Origin of the sequence: Rhizobium sp. RHZ02 (assembly GCF_014851575.1) — a bacterium.
In the GTDB taxonomy this organism is placed as follows: Bacteria; Pseudomonadota; Alphaproteobacteria; order Rhizobiales; family Rhizobiaceae; genus Rhizobium; species Rhizobium altiplani.
The window spans coordinates 1-22,448 of sequence record NZ_JACUZX010000024.1 but is presented as its reverse complement, the minus strand read 5'-3'; the positions used below and the strand labels follow the sequence as shown (position 1 = coordinate 22,448).

At 57.0% G+C, this 22,448-nt stretch carries 17 protein-coding genes and 4 pseudogenes; 14 read left to right on the top strand and 7 right to left on the bottom strand.

Translation table 11 applies throughout. The annotated features are described in order from the left end of the window. Positions 1-74 precede the first annotated feature (74 nt). Complete coding sequence (locus IB244_RS24665) at positions 75-1,319, top strand: MFS transporter (RefSeq protein ID WP_192305974.1); 1,245 nt, start codon at positions 75-77, stop codon at positions 1,317-1,319. Between the two features lie 392 nt (positions 1,320-1,711). Then, positions 1,712-2,908 carry an MFS transporter gene (locus IB244_RS24660; protein ID WP_192241803.1) on the top strand — a complete coding sequence of 399 codons (1,197 nt, stop codon included), beginning with the start codon at positions 1,712-1,714 and terminating at the stop codon, positions 2,906-2,908. Positions 2,909-3,075: 167 nt separating this feature from the next. Here the strand turns inward: IB244_RS24660 and IB244_RS24655 are convergent. Continuing rightward, positions 3,076-3,372: pseudogene (locus IB244_RS24655) on the bottom strand (transposase); the annotation flags it as partial. A 417-nt stretch (positions 3,373-3,789) separates the two neighbouring features. On the opposite strand from IB244_RS24655, the gene IB244_RS24650 reads away from it, so the two are divergent. From IB244_RS24650 to IB244_RS24635, 3 genes are all read left to right on the top strand, one after another. Beyond that, positions 3,790-4,779 carry an NYN domain-containing protein gene (locus tag IB244_RS24650; protein WP_210334325.1) on the top strand — a complete coding sequence of 330 codons (990 nt, stop codon included), beginning with the start codon at positions 3,790-3,792 and terminating at the stop codon, positions 4,777-4,779. Between the two features lie 1,599 nt (positions 4,780-6,378). Beyond that, positions 6,379-7,116, top strand: coding sequence for an AraC family transcriptional regulator (locus IB244_RS24640; protein WP_169681731.1), 738 nt, complete (start codon positions 6,379-6,381; stop codon positions 7,114-7,116). Positions 7,117-7,575: 459 nt separating this feature from the next. Continuing rightward, entirely contained in the window at positions 7,576-9,873 is a 2,298-nt protein-coding gene (locus IB244_RS24635) for a PBP1A family penicillin-binding protein (RefSeq protein ID WP_192305971.1), read from the top strand. 78 nt (positions 9,874-9,951) lie between these two features. Here the strand turns inward: IB244_RS24635 and IB244_RS32805 are convergent, their stop codons facing one another. Then, a complete protein-coding gene (locus IB244_RS32805) occupies positions 9,952-11,409 on the bottom strand; it encodes a methyl-accepting chemotaxis protein (RefSeq protein ID WP_210334324.1) in 1,458 nt (485 codons plus the stop codon). A gap of 1 nt (position 11,410) precedes the next feature. Further along, positions 11,411-11,722, bottom strand: a complete 312-nt coding sequence (locus IB244_RS24625; protein ID WP_192305969.1) for a hypothetical protein — start codon at positions 11,720-11,722, stop codon at positions 11,411-11,413. Between the two features lie 393 nt (positions 11,723-12,115). Here IB244_RS24625 and IB244_RS33230 point away from each other — a divergent pair, with 393 nt between their 5' ends. The 5 genes and pseudogenes from IB244_RS33230 to IB244_RS24605 all read left to right on the top strand — a co-directional run bounded on the left by IB244_RS33230 (position 12,116) and on the right by IB244_RS24605 (position 13,821). Then, positions 12,116-12,340, top strand: a complete 225-nt coding sequence (locus IB244_RS33230) for a hypothetical protein (RefSeq protein ID WP_192306065.1) — start codon at positions 12,116-12,118, stop codon at positions 12,338-12,340. Next, positions 12,261-12,524, top strand: a complete 264-nt coding sequence (locus IB244_RS33225; protein ID WP_409564086.1) for a hypothetical protein — start codon at positions 12,261-12,263, stop codon at positions 12,522-12,524. Before IB244_RS33230 ends, IB244_RS33225 begins: the two co-directional genes overlap by 80 nt. A 174-nt stretch (positions 12,525-12,698) precedes the next feature. Then, positions 12,699-12,920: a hypothetical protein gene (locus IB244_RS24615; RefSeq protein ID WP_018860335.1), complete on the top strand. Its 222-nt coding sequence runs from the start codon at positions 12,699-12,701 to the stop codon at positions 12,918-12,920. A 324-nt stretch (positions 12,921-13,244) separates the two neighbouring features. Next, positions 13,245-13,522: pseudogene (locus IB244_RS32510) on the top strand (acylphosphatase); the annotation flags it as partial. A gap of 98 nt (positions 13,523-13,620) precedes the next feature. Beyond that, positions 13,621-13,821, top strand: a complete 201-nt coding sequence (locus IB244_RS24605) for a cold-shock protein (protein WP_018860334.1) — start codon at positions 13,621-13,623, stop codon at positions 13,819-13,821. Between the two features lie 252 nt (positions 13,822-14,073). Here IB244_RS24605 and IB244_RS24600 read toward each other — a convergent pair whose 3' ends face one another. Beyond that, positions 14,074-14,610: a phospholipase D-like domain-containing protein gene (locus IB244_RS24600; RefSeq protein ID WP_192305967.1), complete on the bottom strand. Its 537-nt coding sequence runs from the start codon at positions 14,608-14,610 to the stop codon at positions 14,074-14,076. Positions 14,611-14,665: 55 nt separating this feature from the next. Then, positions 14,666-14,890, bottom strand: a pseudogene (locus IB244_RS33220) (DUF5372 family protein); the annotation flags it as partial. A gap of 20 nt (positions 14,891-14,910) precedes the next feature. On the opposite strand from IB244_RS33220, the pseudogene IB244_RS24590 reads away from it, so the two are divergent. From IB244_RS24590 to IB244_RS24580, 3 genes and pseudogenes are all read left to right on the top strand, one after another. After that, positions 14,911-15,090, top strand: a pseudogene (locus tag IB244_RS24590) (transposase domain-containing protein); the annotation flags it as partial. 180 nt (positions 15,091-15,270) lie between these two features. Then, positions 15,271-17,640, top strand: a complete 2,370-nt coding sequence (locus IB244_RS24585; protein WP_192305965.1) for an arylsulfatase — start codon at positions 15,271-15,273, stop codon at positions 17,638-17,640. Positions 17,641-17,933: 293 nt separating this feature from the next. Then, positions 17,934-18,704 (top strand): 2-keto-4-pentenoate hydratase, encoded by a 771-nt coding sequence (locus IB244_RS24580; RefSeq protein ID WP_192305963.1) that lies wholly within the window; start codon positions 17,934-17,936, stop codon positions 18,702-18,704. Between the two features lie 42 nt (positions 18,705-18,746). Here IB244_RS24580 and IB244_RS24575 read toward each other — a convergent pair whose 3' ends face one another. Continuing rightward, a complete protein-coding gene (locus IB244_RS24575; RefSeq protein WP_192305961.1) occupies positions 18,747-19,040 on the bottom strand; it encodes a hypothetical protein in 294 nt (97 codons plus the stop codon). A 70-nt stretch (positions 19,041-19,110) separates the two neighbouring features. Beyond that, entirely contained in the window at positions 19,111-21,009 is a 1,899-nt protein-coding gene (locus IB244_RS24570; RefSeq protein WP_192305959.1) for a potassium transporter Kup, read from the bottom strand. Between the two features lie 340 nt (positions 21,010-21,349). Here IB244_RS24570 and IB244_RS24565 point away from each other — a divergent pair, with 340 nt between their 5' ends. Beyond that, positions 21,350-22,315, top strand: a complete 966-nt coding sequence (locus IB244_RS24565) for a magnesium and cobalt transport protein CorA (RefSeq protein WP_192305957.1) — start codon at positions 21,350-21,352, stop codon at positions 22,313-22,315. Positions 22,316-22,448 lie beyond the last annotated feature (133 nt).

The window sequence follows — 22,448 nt, the reverse complement described above, 5'->3', positions numbered from 1 at the left end:
ATCTTAGAACTAGCTTTGAGGTGAGCCAAGTGGTTTCAACGTCAAATGAGTTGAAACCACGAGGAGCAGCCACGATGAGTGAGAACACAGCAGATGCCGCGAACAGGGTTCCAGCACATGGGTTGTCGAGAGTACAGACGCTGATCATCGCGGTGGCAGCAGGCGTGAGTGTGGCCAATATCTATTACGCTCAGCCCCTGCTCGATCTCATGGCGCATGACCTCGGCATCTCGTCCTCCAGCATCGGTCTTGTCGTCACGCTGACGCAAGTCGGATACGGGCTGGGCTTGATCTTCATCGTGCCGATCGCCGATCTCACCGACCGCCGAAAGCTTACCATCATCCAAGGGCTGCTTTCGGCGATCGCTCTTATCGTCGTGGCGACGGCCGGGGCCAAGACGATACTGTTCGCTGGCATGAGCGCGGTCGGATTGCTGGCTGTTCTCGTTCAGATACTCGTTGCCCAGGCCGCGGCCCTGGCGACGCCGGTTCAACGCGCCGGCGTGGTAGGCACGGTCACCAGCGGCGTCGTAACCGGCATCCTCGCAGCTCGATCCGTTGCCGGCACGATTGCCGATTTCGGCGGATGGCGGACGGTTTATCTGACATCTGCGCTGCTCACGGTCGCGATCGTCGGTATCCTTGTGCAGGTGCTGCCAGGGCGAGCGGCAGAGCGGCATTCCGAAACATATCTCAACGCTCTCGTCTCCGTTCCATCCACGTTCCTGCGCGAGCCGATTCTGCTCTTTCGAGGCATTCTCGCGCTTCTGATCTTTGCATCCTTCAGCACGTTCTGGACCTCGCTGGTGCTTCCACTCAGCGCTCCGCCATTTTCATATTCACATACCTTGATTGGGCTGTTCGGATTGGTTGGACTGGCAGGTGCGATTGGAGCAACATCCGCTGGAAGACTTGCAGATAAAGGCTACGGTCGATGGACGACCGGAATTTCTCTGGCGCTCATACTCGCATCCTGGGGTCTGATCGCTTTCCTTCCACTCTCCATTTCAGTGCTGTTAGTTGGCGTGTTCGCGCTCGACTTGGCAGTCCAAGCCGTCCACGTGACCAACCTCAGCGTCGTGGTGAGCGTGCATCCGCACAAGAGTGGCCGCCTAATTGGAGGCTACATGATCTTTTACTCGATTGGCAGCGCTCTGGGTGCGATCGCCGCAACGGCAACCTACGCGCGGGACGGCTGGTCGGGGATTACCATCTTGGGAGCAGCTTTCAGCGGGTTTGCGCTCGCAGTGTGGATCTCCAGCCAGCTTTTCAGCGAACGCAGATCGAACAATCGTTCGGTCGAATGTCCCCACGGATGAGAGCTTTGGGCCGATAGCCGGATGCAGCCATATCCTGACTGTCACCATAAGCAGCCACTGCAATAGCATATCAGCCGTACTGTTCGGCATTCGGTCTAGCATTCAATCGGCTTCTCGCCAGCGTTCGCTCGCGAGCGAGTTTACATGGTCAACCGGCCCGGTTGAGAGCCTCTCTCCGGGGCCCGGCCAGCGACCGTGCGATGGTGGAAAATCTCGGTATGGCACAGCGGTGCTGGAGCGGGGGTCGTCCACCTCATCAGGTCAAGGTCAGCAAGATTCGGGTGGTTTACCTGGTGCTTTTATCGCCAACACTCTGCGGCGATAGAGAGTTAAGCGTGAGTGCCACGCCGATTGGCTCAATCGCATTGCGACACGAACGCTCGGAGTAAATGATGAACAAAGAGATATTTAAAAATGTAACGCAGCAACAAGAGTTACGAGGATGGGGGGGAGTTTGGTCACTATGCTTCGGAACCTTTGCTTTGGTATCGAGTGAACTCGCGCCGATCGCTGCTCTTCCTGTCATAGCTCGGGACTATGCGATAGACGCGGGATCAGTTGGCCTTGCAGTAACGCTTCCGGCCCTCGCGGCGGCCATCGCGGCACCTCTTTTCTGTTGGTCACAAGCAGACCGAAAGACGCTACTGCTGGCAATGATGCTGCTTACGTTCGTTGCCGATATGGTCGGCGCATTTAGTGGTGGTCTCACGCTTCTTTTGTTAGGGCGGTTAGTTCTTGGAGTATCTATCGGTGGCTTCTGGTCGATCGGAGCGACTTCCGCCGCGAGGTTGGTGCCACAGCATCTAAAAGGTCGAGCAATTGCGATCGTGTTCGGCGGAGCTTCCGCCGGCAGCGTCATCGGGTTGCCGCTTGCGTCCGCCATTATACAGGCACAAAGTTGGCGAGCAGCTCTCTTGGTTTTCGGCACTATCGCGATTTCCATCGCACTAGCCCAATTGTTTTTGCTTCCAAAACTGCAACCACAGAACAAATTCCATTATTCTTCTCTTTGGGAGCTTCTCCGCATACCAAATTTCGCCGAGGGGCTGGCCGCAACCTCTCTTTTAATTTCGGGCCATTTCATTGCCTACACTTTCCTCGCTTCTCTCATTGGGGAATTGCAAGTACCCAATGGAATTTCTCCATGGGCGTTCTTTGCTTTTGGATGCGCAGGACTTATATCGAACACCATATCTGGAGAATACGTACAAACGTATTTCCGCCAAATGGCGCTGTTGTACTCACTTCTATTAGGTCTTTCACTGCTTGCGCTTACCCTTACTCACAGCTCTCTAGTGGCCGCATTCAGTATAATCGTGTGGGGAATTGCGTTCGGAGGTATTCCCATCTGCTTGCAGGTTTGGTTGCTAACGGCCGCTCAGGATCGCCGCGAAATCAGCGGAGCGGCGTTCGTCAGTGTCTTTCAGATTTCTATCGCGGTGGGAGCGCTCGCTGGCGGGTTTCTCAACGAGAGATTCAGCATTCAAGGCAACATGGTCGCCGGTTGCGCACTCGCGGGGACGACAGCAGCGCTTATCGTCATCGGCCGAATTGCGAAACGTCTTTCCGGCGAACTGAGCCGATCATAGGCGGGTCGTTCAAAAGATCTGACTGCTTACGAATTGGCCAAGATGTGAAGCGTCTGTACAAAAACCACGGCCTTCCAACTTAGAGGTACCTCGGTTTGTCTGAACAGTTTTGGGCATTTCGCTAAGTGGATTTTCGCCTTGATTGTGCCGCGACCCTCATTGGGTGTCAGCGCGTTGAAGCAGGCCTGATCCGGCGTCTGCCGGTCAAGGGACGAATGTGGGCATCGGCTATTGTAAAAGGTCAGATATCGGCCGATGCCGACGCGGGCCTCGGATACTGTCTTGTCGGCGTGGAGGTAGACTTCCTCGTATTTGATCGAACGCCAGAGCCGTTCAACGAACACGTCGTCCCGCCACGTACCCTTGCCATCCATCGAGATGGCGATTTCCGCCTTCTTCAGCACGGCCGTGAAGTCCACCGAGGTGAACTGCGATCCTTGGTCAGTGTTGAAGATATCGGGGTCGAAAGCCCGTCCCGCGGCGGCGGGTGGGACTGTCAAGTGGCGTGGCGCGGAAGGTGGGAAGTCTTCTCGGGTCCGCCTACGGACTGGCGCCGAAGATGGACCGGCTTCACGGGCCGCTTGACCGGCCTGGCCGGCGATGTCATGGGGCGGATACAAACATGCGGCCCGGAACGGGCCGGGCCCCTCTCCTGACTCACTGCCCGGGGAGGACCGTGTCATTCCGTTGCAGGAAGAACGCCTATTTTAGGTGGATTCACGGCGAAGCTGCCGGCTTCAGCGCGTGGTGAGCCGCTAATGTCGGTTGACGAGAGGGCCACTCGACACTATGTTGAGAGCTAACAACTAATCCAGCATCCTGAGAGACATGGGCTCCGGGCGGTTGGGGTAAAAAGCCGGCGCAAGCCGGTTTTTTTTGCCTTGGGGGTAGGGAGTGCCGGCGTTACAACACGCGTCTATATCGACGGCTACAATCTTTACTACGGCTGCCTGCGCAAAACAGCGTTCAAATGGCTCGACGTTCTCGCCCTGTTCGAAACGCAAATCCTGCCGTCGATCCTCTATAGGCCAGCGCCGGGCGCCGAGCCGGCGACGATGACGCTGCATCCGGACAGCGCGATCAAGTATTTCACGGCCAAGATCATCGAAAGCGCTGCCAAGGGCGAAGATTCGGTGTCTTCGCAGGCCCAATACCACAATGCCCTGACGACGCATTGTGGTGGCAGGCTGTCCTTCGTGATGGGCCATTATTCTCTCTACAAGGCCAACCAGCATATCGTTCCCGCAGACGATCCAAAGCGCTGGCCACGCGATTGCGACAAGATCCAGGTCTGGAAACTCGAGGAGAAGCAGTCGGATGTGAACCTGGCGCTTCATCTCTACGACGACGCCCTGAGCGGCGAGGTCGACCAGGTGGTGCTGGTCACCAATGACACCGACCTTGCACCGGCTCTGGAGATGTTGCAGGCGCGTTGCCCCCACATCGTTCGCGGCCTGGTGATCCCGACGCGCAAAGTCGGCGCGGGCGGCGATCTTGAACGCGAGGCAAACGTGTCGCTGGCGAAGCTGGCTCACTGGGTCAGGCGGCATATCTCGGAAGATGAGTTGCGGGCGTCGCCGTTGCCGGATGTCGTCCCCGGCCGCCGGCGGGCCAGCATCAAACCGCATTCATGGTATCCGAAGCCGCATCACCTCACGAAAATGCTGGAGATGGCCCGCCCGGTGCTGCGCACCGAAGGCGAAATTTTGAAATGGGCGCGCAGAGAGAGCGTGCAACTCGGCGGCCGTCGACCGATCGATCTGATAGAGACGGATGCTGGTGCGGTCGAAGTGTTCGACTACATCGAAGCCTATATCCGCAAACAGCTCGACAGGGCCGGCGATCAGGACGATCTCTCCTCTCAATCCTGAATTTGACGGGTGGGAAGGGAGCGCGAGGGATGGGGCCTCAGGGGCATCCCTCGTCCTGGCCCGCACCGCTTGGGTAGCGGTAAGGGACAGGCACACGCAGCGCCGGGCTGATCGGCCTCCCTTGTAGGTCACAGTTCCTTCACTTGGGCAGACGAATGCGGGCGAGGACAGGTGGATGCGCCGCCTCATCGGCGCATATGCTCGCCTGCTCACGCCTTCAGCGCCGCCATCCTTTCGCCGAGGAGCCACAGAGCCTTGTTGAGCTTGATATCCTGATCGATGCCGTTGACGGCGCGGTCTTACGAGCATCCCGGGCGAACCGGGCAAAGCGCGATTGAATGGCGCTCCAAAAGCTCGCCGTGGTCGATCAGCAACTTAGTCCAATTTCCGCAAGTAGCAGTTCCGATGAAACGGCCAATACTCGTTCTACTCAGCGTAACCCCCGCACTGTCCAGCATTCGCGCATAGCAGCCTTCGGCATCTGTCGAGGGTATCGAGATGTGGAAAGTCAAGCTACGATCCGGTTGATGCGCCGCTAGAAAGGCTCGGATTGTGGGCGAGGCGGCATCGTGCACCGCATTGATAGTGGCGCACACCATATTTTCTGCAATAATTTTATCAAGTGACGACATTGCGCTTTCTTTCCGATTACAGGCCGCCAATATTTCGACAGCTCCTTAAGTGTTTCGGCCTGAGGTTTCCTCGTCCAGAGTAATTGCATGAGCCGAAAACAGGCTAAAGCGAGCGATGACTTACAACTTCCAACCGGGATTTGGCGAATTACTTGCTCGCCTTCGATATGATCTTTGACGGCTCCTTTCGTTTTGCCGCAGCGTGACGATATTGATCGTGCGACTGCATCATTCACCCTATCAACGCCGTAGCGATCAAGCCTGCACGCATGTGAAGATCCTCGGATGCGGTGGAGCGCAAAAGCCTAAGCTGTCAGGCGGCTTCAGTCGTTGTTCCTGCCTGGACGAGACTGACCGCCGTTCGGAGTTGCGACCGGTCGTTGAAGAGCTTAGTCGCCGGTTCTGCAAAATGATCCGGACATGACACGGACAAATTTCGCTTCGTCGATGCCACGGCTTTCGACCACGCATTCGAGACAGTCCTTTCGTCTGGAAAATGAGGTCCGGCCGGTACCCCGCGCCGTTGTTTTGACGAGATGTAGGGTTTGCTCGTCCCAACTACCACGAGCCGGATCCATAGGCGGGTAGCCGTACGAGTCGAAGATCCACCATAATGGATCGCGCATTACGGGATCAATTCCAAGTACGCCATGCGCGGAGAAGACTGATCCATCGCTTCGTTCCTCACGGCAATCGCACAACAGGAATACTCGGGGCTCGTCCCAGTGAAACCACCACGCGGTCTGAGTCGGCCCAGCGCCTCCCCAGGGGTTTGAATGGATTGTCCCCCTCCCTTCCCACCGACCGAGAAACATTTCGAGCTTTTCTCGCTCGTACTCAATCGCTTCCATGACAAGTTTCCGAAATCTGACAGTGGACAACCGATATAGGGGTTGGCTATATACGTCAATAATACTCCTTTTTTTATTGATATCGCCAAGCGGCCGAGTCTAGTAGGGACTTCGATATGATAACGATGCGGGATTTTCACCGCGAAATGAGTCCGTACAAAATGAAACACAGGCATGCCGAAGGGCAGCTTTTTCTCCTTCGGAAAGGTCTGTGCAATTTTACGACGGCAAGCAGCGCTTGGCTGATGACGCCCTACAAGCCCTGCTGGATACCGCCAAACGAAGTACATGAAACCGAAACGCTGGGACATGTAGAAGGCACAAGTTTTATGATCGACGAAAACCTGTGCAGGAGGCTTCCTAGTTCCTCGTTCGTGATGAAAGGGACAAACTTGATCTTGGCGGTCGTAGATAGGCTGAGGACGGTTACCCGTTCCAGTCTACGCGAAGGCAACTTGTTCGAAGTTCTGCTCGATGAAATAGCAGAAGGCGAGCCCGATCGGCTGCATTTGCCACTTCCTCGAAATCAGGCCCTCCGCAACCTGGCGTCCGCAATCTACAACCATCCAAACGACCGACGCAGCATGGAGGAATGGTGCACGAAGCTGGACATACCAGGCCGAACATTCATCCGCCGTTTCAAAGACGAAACGGGGCTTACCTTTGTTGACTGGCGCCGCCGGTGCCGCATTATCCGGGCAATTGCGATGATGCGCGAGGGCCACGGGATAGACGCCATCGCTACCAAGGTCGGCTACCACAGCGCGAGTTCGTTTATAACCTCTTTCCGCCGGATGACAGGAACGTCACCGCATCAATTCGCTATTGAGAATCAACTTCGTGTCGGCCACTAGATTCAATCCCGATACGGTTCGTTTGCCTACGTCCCGATGAACGCATGGTTGCCAACACAATCACAAATACATCACACACCAGTCGCCACACTGACCAGCCAACGACGGATTGTCGTTTCTTCTGCTTCCGTGAAGCCCTACGTCTTTTTCGATTCTAGCAGACACAGATTTGCTCGCACCAACTCACTTGTTGCGAACTGGCGCCAGAGCGGCAATCCCACCATTTGCGATCGATTACGGGTCCCCCTCCTATGCAGGTCGATCAGCGCTTCGCAATGAAACCTTGGCAGCGACAAGATCGAAGCCCAAACTCGGCGAAAAAAATGTGGACAGCCCCCCACATTGTCAGCGCAACCAATAACATCACGTTCATGTAGAGGAAGGTAAGAGTGGCCGCCCCGCTCGTTGCAACTCCACCAAGGCGCGCTATCTTATGAACCAATCGTTGAGCGGTAACCTATGCCACGCCCTTCAAAATCCTCTATTGCGCGTGCCAGTGGCGCCGACAAGAAACCGAAAGCGGAGGCAAGCCTCGCACACGATCCCAGTTCTCACGAGCAAGAAGCATCCGGGTCGTTCACTCAAACCGATCAGCCCCCCTCTCCCAGAACTTTTAGCGAGAGCAGGCAGGCAGTCTTCAATCTTTGCCGTGCGCTCCGCCACGATCTGCATGCATTCTTCACCTCGGCCAAGGTGACGGCAAAGGCGGGAGCTTCCCAACTGTGGACGAAACTTAAGGCTTCGAAGCGAGCGTCTGTCAGACCGGTTGCTATTCGTCGCTGGTTGGCGATTGCACTTCCGAAAACCTTCACGCGTGTTCGCAGTCTTTTCATGGAGCTGATCAGACGCAGCCGGAAGGCATGGCTTCACACCAGCGGACTGAAGATCACGGTCGCATCCATTTTTGTTGCCTTCGTGCTGTTTGGGAGCAGCCTGTTGGTGTGGGCGCTGAAGGATGTTCCCTGGAGCGAGATCCGCGCCGGAACGCTGAAGCCCATCGTGGTTTTGGAAACTTCAAATGGCGAGCCGTTGGTCAGACAGGGGCCCTACCAAGGCCCCTACGCGCAATACGAAGCGTTTCCACCTCATCTGGTCGATGCCGTCCTGTCGATCGAGGATCGGCGGTTCATGGATCATTTCGGTATCGATGTCCGAGGTATCGGAAGGGCGCTGGTACGAAATTTCGCGGCTGGTTCGGTCGTAGAAGGTGGCAGCACGATCACGCAGCAACTAATCAAGCTGCAATACCTCGACAGCGACCGAACGATAAAGCGAAAGATCCAGGAGTTCGTGATCGCCATTTGGCTGGAGTGGAAACTGGGTAAGAAAGAGATCCTCACGCGTTATCTGAACACCGCATATCTTGGGGCCGGCGCAACGGGGATGCCCGCAGCCGCTCGGATATATTTCAACAAGGACATTGGTGCGCTCGACTTGGCCGAATCGGCAATGCTTGCGGGATTGCTGCGAGCACCGAGCCAGTGGAATCCGATCGACAATTTCGAAGGCGCCCGACAACGGACCTCGGTCGTTCTCGACACGATGGTTGCCAACGAAAAGATTGCAGCGTCGGCAGCAGAGAGCGTTAGAGCGCGCTTTGCTCAATTGCATCCGACGGCACCGCCGCCGCGCGCCGGAAGCTGGTTTGCCGACTGGATCTCCCCCCAGGCGAGCGAAATCGCCGGAACATCGCCGGGATCGACCACTGTCCGCACCACGCTCGTTCCACACTTGCAGCAGATCGCTGAAAGGGTCGTCAAAAGAGCTCTGGACACTGAAGGAAAAACTAGGGGGGCGTCGCAAGCGGCATTGGTTGTGATGATGCCAGACGGAGCCGTCGTTGCGATGGTCGGGGGTCGCGACTACAAACAAAGCCAGTTCAACCGGGCGGTCACGGCGATGCGGCAACCGGGCTCGACGTTCAAACTGTTCGTCTATTATGCAGCCCTCAAGGCCGGCTTGGGCCTAACCGACCAAATCCTGGATGCCCCGATCGAGGTCAATGGATGGTCGCCGGAGAATTCCAGTGGCCGCTACCGCGGCTGGGTCACACTCGCCGAGGCATTCGCGCGGTCGCTCAACGCGCCCGCAGTGGCGCTCGCGCAGGAGGTTGGGCTCGACAAGGTGATTGCAGCAGCTCGAGAACTCGGAATTAGTGCGCCGCTCGCCAACACGCCATCACTGGCTCTCGGCACATCGGAAATCAGCCTTCTTGACCTCACGAGTGCCTATGCATCCGTCCACCTCGGCAAAGCACCCGTTGAACCTTGGGGCATCGTTGATTTTCAGGCGTCGGGACAGGAAAAGTCGTTTCGGGTTGGTCCTCCGGCCACACCAGCCACTGATCTAGCGCAATATCAGCCTGATCTGCTTCGCCTACTCCAGTTGGTGGTCGAGCGGGGCACGGGGCACGATGCCGACCCTGGCTCTTTCGCAGCCGGCAAGACCGGCACGAGTCAAAATAATCGCGATGCTTGGTTCGTGGGTTTCACAGGCCCACTCGTTGCTGGCGTATGGGTTGGCAATGATGATGATACGCCGATGAAGGGCGTCACGGGCGGCAATCTTCCGGCGCATATATGGCGGGATTTCATGCGCGAAGCGCTGGCGGAGCCCGGGGCGAACCCACTTGTCGGTGCACAGGCCACGCCACAGTCCTGCAACGTCAGGGCCTGCTCCCGTAGCTATCGTTCTTTCCGCCCGTCCGACTGTACATATCAGCCATACTCTGGCGAACGGCGACTCTGCGAAAAGTGAACCCAGATGATGGGACTGATGGAGCTGACCGATGGTCTGTTCCACCTGCCTGTTGTGCTGCTCGCATAGGCACTTACGTCAACGTGACTCTAATTGTACCGCTAGAGCAATAGTTGCGGAACGTGATGATGAACGTCGGCAGATGCGGGCGCTGATGGCGACGCGGTTGTCGCGGCCGTGAAGAGCCGGCGCGAACCGAAACCGGTCAGCTGCCTGGCCTGTCTTGTCGACCAATGCAACGCCGTGCTTGACGTGATCGGCAGATGCGCTGATCAGCGTCTTGATTTCGCTGGCAGCGGAAGCAGAGCGCTGGGCCAACTCGCGGACTTCCTGGGCAACTACTGCAAAACCCTTGCCAGCCTCTCCTGCGCGCGCGGCCTCTACCCCGGCATTCAGCGCGAGAAGGTTTGTCTGGAATGCAATGTTGTCGATCACGCCTATAATTTGGCCGATCTCCTGCGAAGAGCCTTCGATCTTGAGCATTGCGTCGACGGCGTGGGCAACGATAGCGCTCGAATCTTCGGCGCCGTCTTTCGCCTTGCGCACCATTGAACCGACAGTTTCCGCAAGTGTGCAGGTCTGGCGGACCGTTTCCACCGCATGGGAAAGAGATGCGGCGGTTTCGGATAGCGAGGCCGCCTGATTTTCAGTCCGCTGGGACAGATCGGAGTTGGCGTGGTTGATCTGCGCAGATCCGTTGCGCACTGAATTTGCAACGTCGCCCACCTGCCTCAAAACAGCGTCCAGCTGTTCGACAGATTCGTTGAAGGCATGACGCAAGTCGTTCAAATCGCCTTCGAGCTCTTCCGCGATACGCACGGTCACATCGCCCTTGGAAAGCTTGGAGAGCGCCGAGCGCAGGCAGGTAACAGCAAAGGTGACTGAACCATGTGCCTTGGCCCGCAACTCTTCCTGGGCCTCGCGCGCCGCTGCTGCTTTATTGTCAGCGTGCCGAGCCATTTCCGCCATTTCTGTCGCCTTGCGGCCCGCCGCCTGGGCCTGCGCAACGGACCGCTCCGCTATCGCGAAGGCGGAGACCATGGCTGACGTGAGAGCGATCAGCGCGCCAGCCTGCAACACAAGAACGGCGGCATGGAGAACCACCCGATTGAAGTACGACTCCCCAGGAAACACGGCGAGAGGAACGGCGACATAGAGAACGAGGTGATGCAACGCCACGAGCCCGGCAAAGGCGACGATCGCGCGCCAATCGACCCACGCTGCGCAAATCGCCAACGCCGCGAAGAAATACATATGCAAGTCGATCTGCAGCGGCGAGCCTTCGAAGCCGTAGACGAGAAAGCCTACGCTGGTGGCCATGGCCATCGAGGTGACAATTCGGGTTGCAGGGCCCGAGCGGTCGCGCCACCATGTGAAGCTGGCCGTGATCGTTATGATTGCGGCAGCGATCACCGAAGGCAGGTCGAAACTTTCCGGTCTGACCAAATTTCTGACGGTTAGCGCGGCAAGGTTGATCCAGAGCAAACCAACAATTCCGAACGAGGCGCGCGTGCGCAGTTTTTCCAAAGCATCCATCTTAGGCTCCTGCCCGGCAGCCGACTGCCAGAATGTGATTGAGAACGAGAATGGCGCCGGCGCTACGCAGGCGTTCCGGAAACCCGGCTGTGTCCGAATAGGCGACAGCGAGCCAAGGGCGGGTACCAGCCAGGACAAAAGCTCCTTCTGCCTGGCCGACAACATCCATCATATGGGACGGAGGCAGACGCGGATCCGTCACCACCAGGACGAATGGCCCGCGCGGCAGCGAAAGTGCACCGAGGAATAAGCCAGCAAAGAGAAGGGCGTAGAGGGCGATCGGTCGCCAGCAAGATTTTTCGGCATGCGTCATTCAAGTAGTCATGTGTTCGCATCGGCGCTCGCTTCGCACTCGCGGTTAATGCCACACACCTGGCCCGCGCCGTTCCCTCAAATTAGCGATATATGGTTTACGACGCATTAAGCCGCTGCGTGATGCCCCGATGAGCGGCGTAAGGATCCTCAAGGTCCGGCATTCGCATCGAAACCGTTCCGCTCGGCCCTTCCCGATCATTCCAGGCTAGCTCCGCATTCCAGGGCCGGTGATCTGTGACCGATGTATTTACTGGTGGGGTAGCCGAAGAAGAGGGCTCCCGATTGACGGTATGACGCTGGATAATGCTGTTGACGCCGCAGACCTGCTTCACGCCAAGGACCTCTTCCACCGGTGCAAGATCGACAATCGCGCACGAGCCGAAAAGCATTCTTGACGACGGATCCGAATGCGTTGGTGAAGCCGATCCACGAGAAGGCGATGCCGGTGCTGCTGCTCACGCCAGAGGAGACCGATATCTGGATGCGGGCCGTGGGACGAGGCGATGCACCTGGCCCGGCCGCTCCCAGACCACGCGCTGATCGCCAAGGTCTGGCGATATTGCGAAGCCAACGCTATCAGGGCGAAGACCGTCACGATGAAAGTGAAATACGCTGACTTCGCGCAGATCACACGAGCCAGGACATGCGAAAGGCCTTTCCATCGGCCGGAGAAATTGAAGAGACTATCGCCTTGCTGCTCAAGCCCATCTTCCCGCCGCCAAAGGGCGTTCGATTGCTGGGCGTCACCCTGTCCTCGCTTGAGAGAGCAGATGACCTCCCGACAGACCAGTTGCTATTGACGCTCTGACCTGCCGACAAGACGATCAACGATGTTTCGGCGTCCGGTTGCTGACGAACAGCCCATGCAGACGAGTTGCCCGCGCATCCTTATCCTCTTTGTGGATAATGAACCGAGGAATGGTCATATTTCAATTTCCTGATATCTTGCCCGCATTGTGTGGGGAGTAGACGTTATGAAGAGTTTGGTTCCAGACGCATTTTACTGGGCGCGATCAGACAGGCACACCGGTGGCCGGACGACGATCGTGCAAGTGTCTACGATTTTTGGCGAGGATCCAGACTTCTGGACCTTGGCGTTAGTCGGCTCCGATCAGCATCACATGATAAGTGATTTCGAGATCATCGCGCTCGTTGAGCCGCTGGAAGGCTACTCGTTGCGGCAAGCCGCCGAGTAGCGGCGGCGATCGTGATCTCCGCCGGTGGCTTGGACCAGTCCTCGGCCGCAAAAGTGGCCCGACCTATCCACCGCAAAACCCCTGCCGCTCAAAAGAAAGCCCTCGCAGGAGAACGAGGGCCGCAATTTGATCCGTCGCAAAGGGGGTGACGGTAAACGCACTCTTCTTTTGTGCATGCAGTTATATTTGAAACTGCTTAATAAATCGAAAGTCTTCCGCAGACCGCCAGCGAGCGCCCACCTGCCGCCACAGCCTCCTCCCGCGCTTGCCATGTTCAAGCCGAGCTACATTTTACGCGAGATCGAGGTTCAATCAGGAGCCCCCATGAGTCCCGATCTGTTTGCTTTTCACGTCAGGATAACCGGGAAGGTTCAAGGCGTGAGCTATCGTGCCTGGACGCGCGATCAAGCGGTCCAGCTCGGACTAACGGGCTTGGTCAGGAACGAGGGTGATGGGTCTGGTCCGTCCTTATCGTTGGAACGTCGAAGGCAGCGTCGGTAATGCTGGAGCGGTTCTGGGACGGACCATCCGGTTCGAGCGTCAGCGCCGTTGATCCGCAGGCGAACACTTTGGACCGAACTCGAGATCATTTCGTGATAACCCCTAACGAGAAAGTGGAAGCCAGCTGTGTGCGTTGCTTGCTTGCGATTGCTCGTCGGTCTATGACTTCAGCTCCAAAAGCTGGCACTAGGAGAAGTTTGTGGCGAATGGCACTGTAAAGTTTTTCAATCAGGACAAGGGCTTCGGCTTCATCACGCCGGACAATGGCGGTCCGGATGTCTTCGTGCATATCTCTGCAGTACCGGGTGGATCGCTGCGTGACGGCCAGAATGTCAGCTACGACCTGGGTCAAGATCGTAAGACCGGAAAGTCCAAGGCCGAGAACGTCCGTCCGGCCTGATCGAGATCAATGATAAGAAGGGCTCGAAATCGTTCGGCCCTTCTTCGTTTGCTCACACTTTCCCTCGCGTCCGGCATTATCCCGGAGCGTTGGCGCTCAGATAGGCGAACCTTTTCCGATGCGGACCTTACGCTCGAGGTCTGCTGGAGTGGGGGTGAAAATGAAGCAATTGGAAGACCTTCAAACAGTTACCTTTAATCTGCAAGGTGAGGCAAGCCCTATCGCCTGCCACTCAAATCGCACGTATAGCGATTACGCTTCCCTTCGCCGAAGGCTGCCAACGATAGTGCTGATCTCTTCTTCGAGATGCCGTCCTCGATAAACGAACGACGTCTCGTGGCGCGCATACTGGCCATCTCGATCGGCGCTGAGCCAGTTGTAGGAGCCGATGCAAAGAGTATCAGTGTCGATCGCCACGATCTTGCTGTGCAATTTCGGAAGCTTGTGCAGCCGAACGCCAATCCGTGAAAGGGCCTTCTCTACGGCTTCCATCTGAGTCAGTCCATCAGGAGCCTGGCCTTGGTTGAGCAGCGGATCAGCAAACACGTCGACTTCGGCGCCCCGCTGGACGACGGCTTCGAAGGCCGCAAGGATTCCGACTCGTTCCATCGTTGATACGATCACCCACGGGCTGACGATGGTGTAGCGGCGGCCGGCACCGGTTGCCGGTGCCGCCGCTTCCGTCAGCAGTTGCAGGAGTGTTAAGGCTTCCCGGCGCTGGGTGTCGCTCAGGTCTACCGGCCGGGCTGTCACGAACAGATCCAATTGCATGCGAAATTGCTTTCTCATGGCTTATCCCTTCGGCTTCTTGCACCGAGTGACAGGGTAAGAGAGAATCAATAAGAGCGCGCAGTTCAATAAGCTTCGTTGCCGATAGACGCGGCTCCGCTACAATCTCGATCGAACTTGCAGCAGGATCAAACATCCATGCGAGGATTTGAAATGAGCCACCATGGCCTTGTCGAATCAGCAGATAATGAACACCTTCGTGTTCATGGCTGCCGTTTACCAATACAGTTTGGTCAACCAGTGGATGGAAGGGATACGTGACCGTGGATTCGAATGCCAGAAACCCGGCATTATGAACCCGGCTTCGACCTTGGAGCTGAGAACTGGGCGGCCATCGCCTCGCTGATTGAGACTTGCAAGCTCAATTCCATCGATCCGTTTCGCTATCTCACCCGTACGCTCGTGGCCATCGTTAAGGGCCACAAGCAAAGCCGAATTGATGAGTTGTTGCCGTGGCGTTGCCAGTTGGCGCAACGATAGCCCAAAAGCGTCAACCAGCGCGAGCGCAATTCACGCCAAGTTACATACCTATTTACCGTAACGTACTTCCGCCGCCGGTCTTATTCGAGTGCAATCATGCGGAACCTGGGCTTATCGCGAATAGTTGCGATAGGGACAAGGTTGCAGCATGAAAATCCCGTAGTTGTAGAGGACCATGCCATGAGCATTCGACGCTCCGCAGTATATTCGATTCTGGCGGCTTTAACCGCGTTGATACCGGCGACCTGCGCACTTGCCGAGAGTGCCGAGGATGCAGACCAGCGGCAGGTCGTCCTGCCGTACGCTGAGCATAAGTTCGACGGCAATATCGGCACGACCTACAAGGATTCCGATCCCGCTCAGTTTCCAAAACGCCTTCAGGCTCCGAAGGGCGCACCGAACGTATTGCTCGTCCTCCTGGATGATGTCGGCTTTGGACAGTTCTCGGTTGCCGGTGGAGGCGTGCCATCACCTGCCATGGAAGCGCTTGCCAAGGAAGGACTCCTTTACACGCGCTTTCATACGACCGCACTCTGCTCGCCAACACGTGCCGCTCTGCTGACAGGACGTAATCATCAAGTCGCGGGCACGGGCATCATCACCGAACTGGCAACGGGCTATGACGGCTATACCGGCATTATTCCCAAGGACACGGCAACCGTCGCCGAAATCCTTCGCCAGAACGGATACAACACCGCGTGGATCGGCAAGAACCACAATACGCCTATCTACGAGACCAGCATGCAGGGTCCGTTCGATCATTGGCCGAATGGGCTCGGCTTCAACTACTTCTACGGCTTCATGGCGGGAGATACCAATCAGATCAGGCCCTACATATTCGAGAACCAGACGCCGAAGGGCACGCCAACTGAGGACAACTACTTCCTGAGCGTCGATCTGGCCGACCACGCAATCAAGTGGCTCAAGGACGCTGAGGCCATCGAGCCCGACAGAAGCTGGTTCTGCTATTTTGCTCCCGCCGCTACGCACGCTCCGCATCAGGCACCCAAAGAACTGATCGACATGTTCAAGGGCAAGTTCGACATGGGTTGGGACGAATACCGCAAGCAGACCTTCGAACGACAGAAGAAGATGGGAATCGTACCGCAGAACGCGGTCCTGACCGAACGGCCCGCGAGCCTTCCGGCATGGGATAGCCTCAACAGCGACCAGAAGAAGCTATACACGCGGATGATGGAGGTCTTCGCCGCCTACGGCTATCACGTTGATCAGCAGGTAGGCCGAGTCCTCGACTATGTCGAGTCCTTGCCTGATGCCGACAACACGATGATCATCTATATCGTCGGCGACAACGGAGCATCGGCGGAGGGTGGTTTTGACGGAACCCTGAACGAAAACGCGTTCTTCAACGCCTATATGATGCAATACAAGGACATGCTTTCCCACATCGATGAGATCGGTACGGAGAAGCACTTCAACCATTTCCCGGCTGGATGGGCCTGGGCCATGGACACGCCGTTCCAGTGGACCAAGCAGGTTGCCAGCCATCTCGGCGGCGTTCGCAATCCGATGATTGTCCGGTGGCCTGCCAAGTATAACAAGGGCGGCGAAATCCGCGCCCAGTTCGAGCACGTGATCGACATCGCGCCGACGATCCTTGATGCGGCCCATATCCCCGAACCGCGCAGCGTGAACGGCACCGCACAGGTTCCGATCCAAGGCAAGAGTTTCCTCAGCACCCTGACAGACCCGAACGCGAAGGAAACCCGCACCAGCCAGTATTTTGAAATCTTTGCCAATCGTGGGATGTACAAGGACGGCTGGTGGGCAGCATCGCTTGCCTCCGAGCCATGGGTCGCAGAGCGCGGTGAATTCGACCCGCTCAAGGCCAAGTGGGAACTCTACAATTTGAATGAGGACTTCACTCAGGCAAAGAATGTCGCGGATCAGAACCCGGACAAGGTACAGGAGCTTTCCGCCCTGTGGTGGGCCGAGGCATCGGCAAACAAGGCCTTGCCTCTTGACTGGCGTGGAGCTGAGCGTTTCAGCGGTGAACTGACCGGTAAGCCCAACCTCGCCGGGGGACGGACAAAGTTTGTCTATCAAGGCACGCTGGCAGGACTGCCGGAAGCATCCGCGCCAGACTTAAAAAACAAGTCATTCTCCGTTGGAGCCAAGGTTGAGATTGGCGACAACGCAAACGGCATGATCTTCACGCAGGGTGGAAACACCGGAGGCTGGGCGTTCTACCTCAAGGATGGCAAGCTAGTCACCGCCCACAACTACATTGATGCAGAGCATTACGCCGTATCGAGCGATACACCGATCCCTTCGGGCACCCACGACCTGAAGATGGACTTCGCATACGAGGGGGGCAAGGAATTCGGCAAAGGCGGCACGGTGACGTTGTCGCTGGATGGCAAGCAGGTCGGGACAGGCAAGATCGAAAAGACGACCCCTTTCAAATACTCGCTGTCGGAAAACCAGGATGTCGGTACCGATACGGGCACACCTGTAACCTATGACTACAAGACGCCCTTCAGCTTTGGCGGAAAACTCAATGAGGTGACGGTAGAAATAAAGCCATAACAACCGAATGCCCATGGCGGTCGGCGATCTCGTCGACCGTCAGTGCGGTCGCAAGTCCTCCACATGGTGCTGCGCCGATCTGCTTCGTCGGATTTAGGTCAAGGTGTCAGCGGGACACCGCTTACTTTGAATTCCATGTGGGAGAAAATGAACATTTATAAGCGCCGCATAAGTGCAGTTCTCGAAGCCGTCATCACTATGAGATTTTAATTTCTGCGAGCTCGCGTTCGCATGGATCCCTGACGCCGGAACGACCATCTTCAGTAGCCATCTTAGGAATTGGAGTCTCGAAGATGTATTTCGAACTTAAGGACGCCACTGCCGATATCCTTGCCAAGAGCCGACGCCGCGAGGATCTTTGCGATCTTCCGCTGAACCTGATTACCTCGGAAAAGGAAGCGTACGACATCCAGGCAATCGCACAGGACGCGCTGGGCTTTGAGAGAAAGGGCTATGCGATCGTCGGTACGAGCGACGCGTCGCGGCGGATGTTAGGTTTGACAACGCCGGTCTACGCTGAAATTCCCTCGTTCACGTTTCTGGAAGGAATAAAGGAGTTCCGACTTCCACCGGAAACGATTGGGGTCCAGTGTGAGTTCGTGTTCACCATGCGCCGATCCTACCCGGAGCCAGGAGAGGTGATAGACATTAGAACTGCCCGCGACGCCATTCTTTCCTGTCGACCGGCCATTGGGATCATTGGCCGCCGGACCCGCCGGACATTCATTGGCGACTATGCGGCGATCGCCGACTTCGGCCTGCATGTTGCAACGATCTGCGGCGATCCGGTTTCGGAGGTCGCGTTTGGCGACGTCGCCAGGATCGACGTTACGACGTTTCTCTTCAAGCACACGGTCTTTTCGGGGAAGGCGACATCGGTGATGGGTGACCCGCTGAATGCCGTCACTTGGCTCGCAGCCGAGCTTGCGGCAAAGGGCCGACAGCTCGAGCCGAACGAGATCGTCGCAACTGGCTCGTGTACGAGAATTCTCCAGGTCTGGCCGGGCCAACATCTGGCTGCCGACTTCGGCCCGCTTGGCCAGATCGAGTGCATCTTTACCTGATACGACCGAATGGAGTTTCCCGAAAAAAAAGCAGAGGCGAAATCAGACGACGACCATCATCGCCAGCCAGCCAGTGCCAGTCGCGCGGGCAATCCAAGCGGCGATAACGGGGATCTGGTCGGCCGCGCGCCAGACAGCGGCCCAGATGAAAATGTTGAATGGCATCGGCAGGAAGAACACCAGGACGGCCAGCCAGTCTGGATAACCGAGTTGGACGATCAGGATCGCAAGGCCCAAGAAACCCAGATTGAGCACGGTGCCACACACGAACATGTCACGCCACAAGAGCACTTTGATCGGAACGCGATCGCGGCTCCGGTCCCTCACATACCGCAATAACAACGCCAGACCGCCTTCCACATTTTCGTAACAAACTTGCGCAACCGTATCGGTGGATTGAAGGACCTCAGATCACCATTTGCTCCCCGAGCTCGACGACGCGGTTGCTCGGAAGCTGGAAGTAGTCAGAGGGATCGATGGCAAAGCCCGCCATGGCGATAAACAGTTTGTCTTGCCAGTGCGGCATGCCGGTGTTCGGATCGCCGACGAGCTTGCGCTTACCGACGTAGAAGGATGTCGACATGATCTCGAAGTCGAAGCCAGCCTTGCGGCAGAGCGGCAGGGCCGCGGAAATGTTCTGGTCCTCCATGAAGCCGTAGAGCAGCTGGATCGAGGTGAACCGGTCTGAAAGTTTCCTGAGGGTCACTCTGTCGTCCTCTGAGACATACGGCCGCGGGGCCGTCTTCACGTTGAGAATAACGTTATGCTGGTGAAGGACCCGGTTGTGCTTCAGATTGTGGAGCAGGACATTGGGCGTCATGTCGGGCAGGCTTGAGAGGAAGACGGCGGTTCCCGGAACCTGGACCGGCCCATGATCCGACCTCCGTTCGAGCGACGCAAGGAAGCGCTCGAGGGGAACGTCGTTGTTCGCAGCCTTCGCCCGGACGAATTTCGTCCCCTTCCTCCAAGTCCACATCATGATCATCAACACGCCAGCAATCATGACTGGAACATAGCCGCCATCGTGGATTTTCAGCAGATTGGCCCCTAGGAACACGCTCTCGAGCAGAAGAAGCGGCAAGAGGACCAGGAGAGCCGTCGGCACCTTCCAGCCCCATACGACTCTAAGAAACTGGAACGACAAGACAGTGGTCACGACCATCGCGCCGGTAACGGAAATTCCGTAGGCAGTCGCAAGCGCTTCCGAAGATCCGAAGGTAGTAATCAGTGCGAGCACGCCGATCAGCAGGACGACGTTGACGGCGGGAACGTAGATCTGGCCCGTGTTGGAAGCGGAAGTGAAACAGATCTCCAGCCGTGGCAAAAATCCCAGATGAATTGCCTGGCGGGCAAGCGAGAAGGCGCCGGTGATCACGGACTGGCTCGCGATGATTGTCGCAGCGGTCGCGAGAAGAACTGCGGGAAGCAACGCCCACTCCGGAAACATCAGGAAAAACGGGTCGGTGGCGGCAGCCGGGTGGCTCAAAACGAGAGCACCTTGGCCGAGGTAGTTGAGCGCAAGCGATGGAAATATCACGACGAACCATGCGACCTGGATCGGCTTGCGACCGAAGTGCCCGAGGTCGGCGTAAAGGGCTTCCGCTCCCGTGACCGTCAGGAAGACCGCACCCAAAATGACGAGGCCAACGAAGCCGGCATGGGTGAGGAAATCCAACGCATAGTATGGGTTGATGGCCAGGAGAATTGTCGGATCGTCGGCGATGTGCAGAAGGCCAGCAATACCCATGACGACGAACCACAGCAGCGTGATCGGGCCAAAGAATTTGGCGACGATTGCCGTGCCGATTGACTGTATAAGGAACAACAGGAGCATGATCGCCACTGCGATCGGCAGGACATACGGCGCAAAGATGGGCGTTACGAGTTTAAGCCCCTCCAGTGCCGAAAGCACCGACAGGGCCGGCGTTATCATGGCGTCGCCGATGAAGAGCGCCGCCCCGATAATGCCCGCGAAGAAAAAGATGGTTGCGTGCCGGCTGGTCTTCTTCATGAGCAGTGCCAGCAGGGAAAGTGTGCCGCCCTCCCCGTCGTTATCCGCTCTCAGGAGAAAGAGGACGTACTTGAAGGTGACGATAATGGTGAGAGTCCAGATCATCAGCGAGATGAGCCCGATCACCTCGTGCGGCGCAACGCCGTCATGGGCAAATGGCCGGAGAGCTTCCCTAAAGGCGTAGAGCGGACTTGTCCCGATGTCGCCATAGACGACACCGATCGCGCCGAGGACAAGAACCGCCAGCTGCTTCGAGTTCTGATTGTCATTGCCTGCATGCGCGGTGGCGGTCATGAATATCTCGCGGTTGCTTGAACCGCAGATATGGGGCCGAATTGTTAAATTTGAATGCCGTGGCAGGCCTTCGGGCAGGTTGGTCCGAAGGGAACCCTCGAGACTGTGGAGCAAATGCCTGCCCGGAAGTTGCGCACATCAGGCCTTCAGGAATGCCGAGACCGCCCCACCGACGCTTGCGGGTAAGCAATTAGATCTCTGCGCTTGCGTTCTTGGGATTGGCTTGTCATTCGTCGCCACTCCCCGAAATATCAATAGTCATTGTGGCCATGTGATTTTGCTACAAGATAATAAGTTCCGACTGCAACCCTGAGATAACCGGTGCGTAAAAGGATAGTTCGTGACCGTCGTTGCTGCATATCTCTACAGAAATGGCAAAAGAGCGGAAGCTGTCTCCCTTGTGGATCCACGTGCCACAGAGGCGAAAGACGAGTTCGTCTGGTTTGGACTTCATGATCCATCCTTCGAGGAACTTGGTTCCCTTCAGAAAGCATTTCGCCTGCACCCTCTTGCAGTCGAGGACGCCCTCAATGCGTGGCAGGTGTCAAAAGTGGACGTTTATGAGGATCAGATCTTCGTAGTCGCGAAGACCGCCCACTTGGAGGGCGATGAGATCGAATATGGCGAAACCTCGATCTTTGTCGGACGACATCACATCATCTCCGTTCGCCACGGATCGGACCGCGGTCACAGCGAGCTCAGGAAGCAGCTTGAGGCGTCTCCCCAGATCCTCAAGAACGGTCCCGACTACGTCCTTCATGGCATCCTCGATTTCATTGTCGATGGCTACCTTCCGGTGGTGGAGGTGATCGAAGACAATGTTCTCGCCATGGAGCATGACATGCTGGACGCTTTCCTCGGACGAAGGGAAATAAAACGGCTATTCAAACTTCGTCGACAATTGATCCGTTTTCAACGCGTGCTCGGACCAATGACGGAGGTCTGTGGCAAGCTCGTTCACATCGACCTCCCCTGCGTCGATGCGGAAGCGAAGAACTATTTCCGGGACGTCCACGATCACGTACGTCGCGTTGAAGGCATGGTGGGCGGACTGAAGGACGTGATCACCTCGGTATTCGAGGCAAGCAATCTCCTTGAACAGCAACGCCAGGGCACCATCACGCGACAGCTTGCTGCATGGGCAGCAATCGCTGCCGTCCCGACCGCCATTGCGGGGATTTATGGGATGAACTTCGAGAACATGCCGGAACTGAAGACACCGTATGGCTACTATATCGTGGTGGCCGTTATCGTTACGCTATGTGGCTCGCTCTACTTTCGCTTCAAAAGATCGGGCTGGCTTTAGATCCCATGAGGGTGCGCCGGGAGACCGGCAAGGAGTAGATGGTGAAAGTCCATTACGATGAAGGTGTAGCGAACCACGTCGGCCCCGAGCCGTGCGAAGGCATCCGCGAGGATGTCGGCGAAGCGTCGGTAGG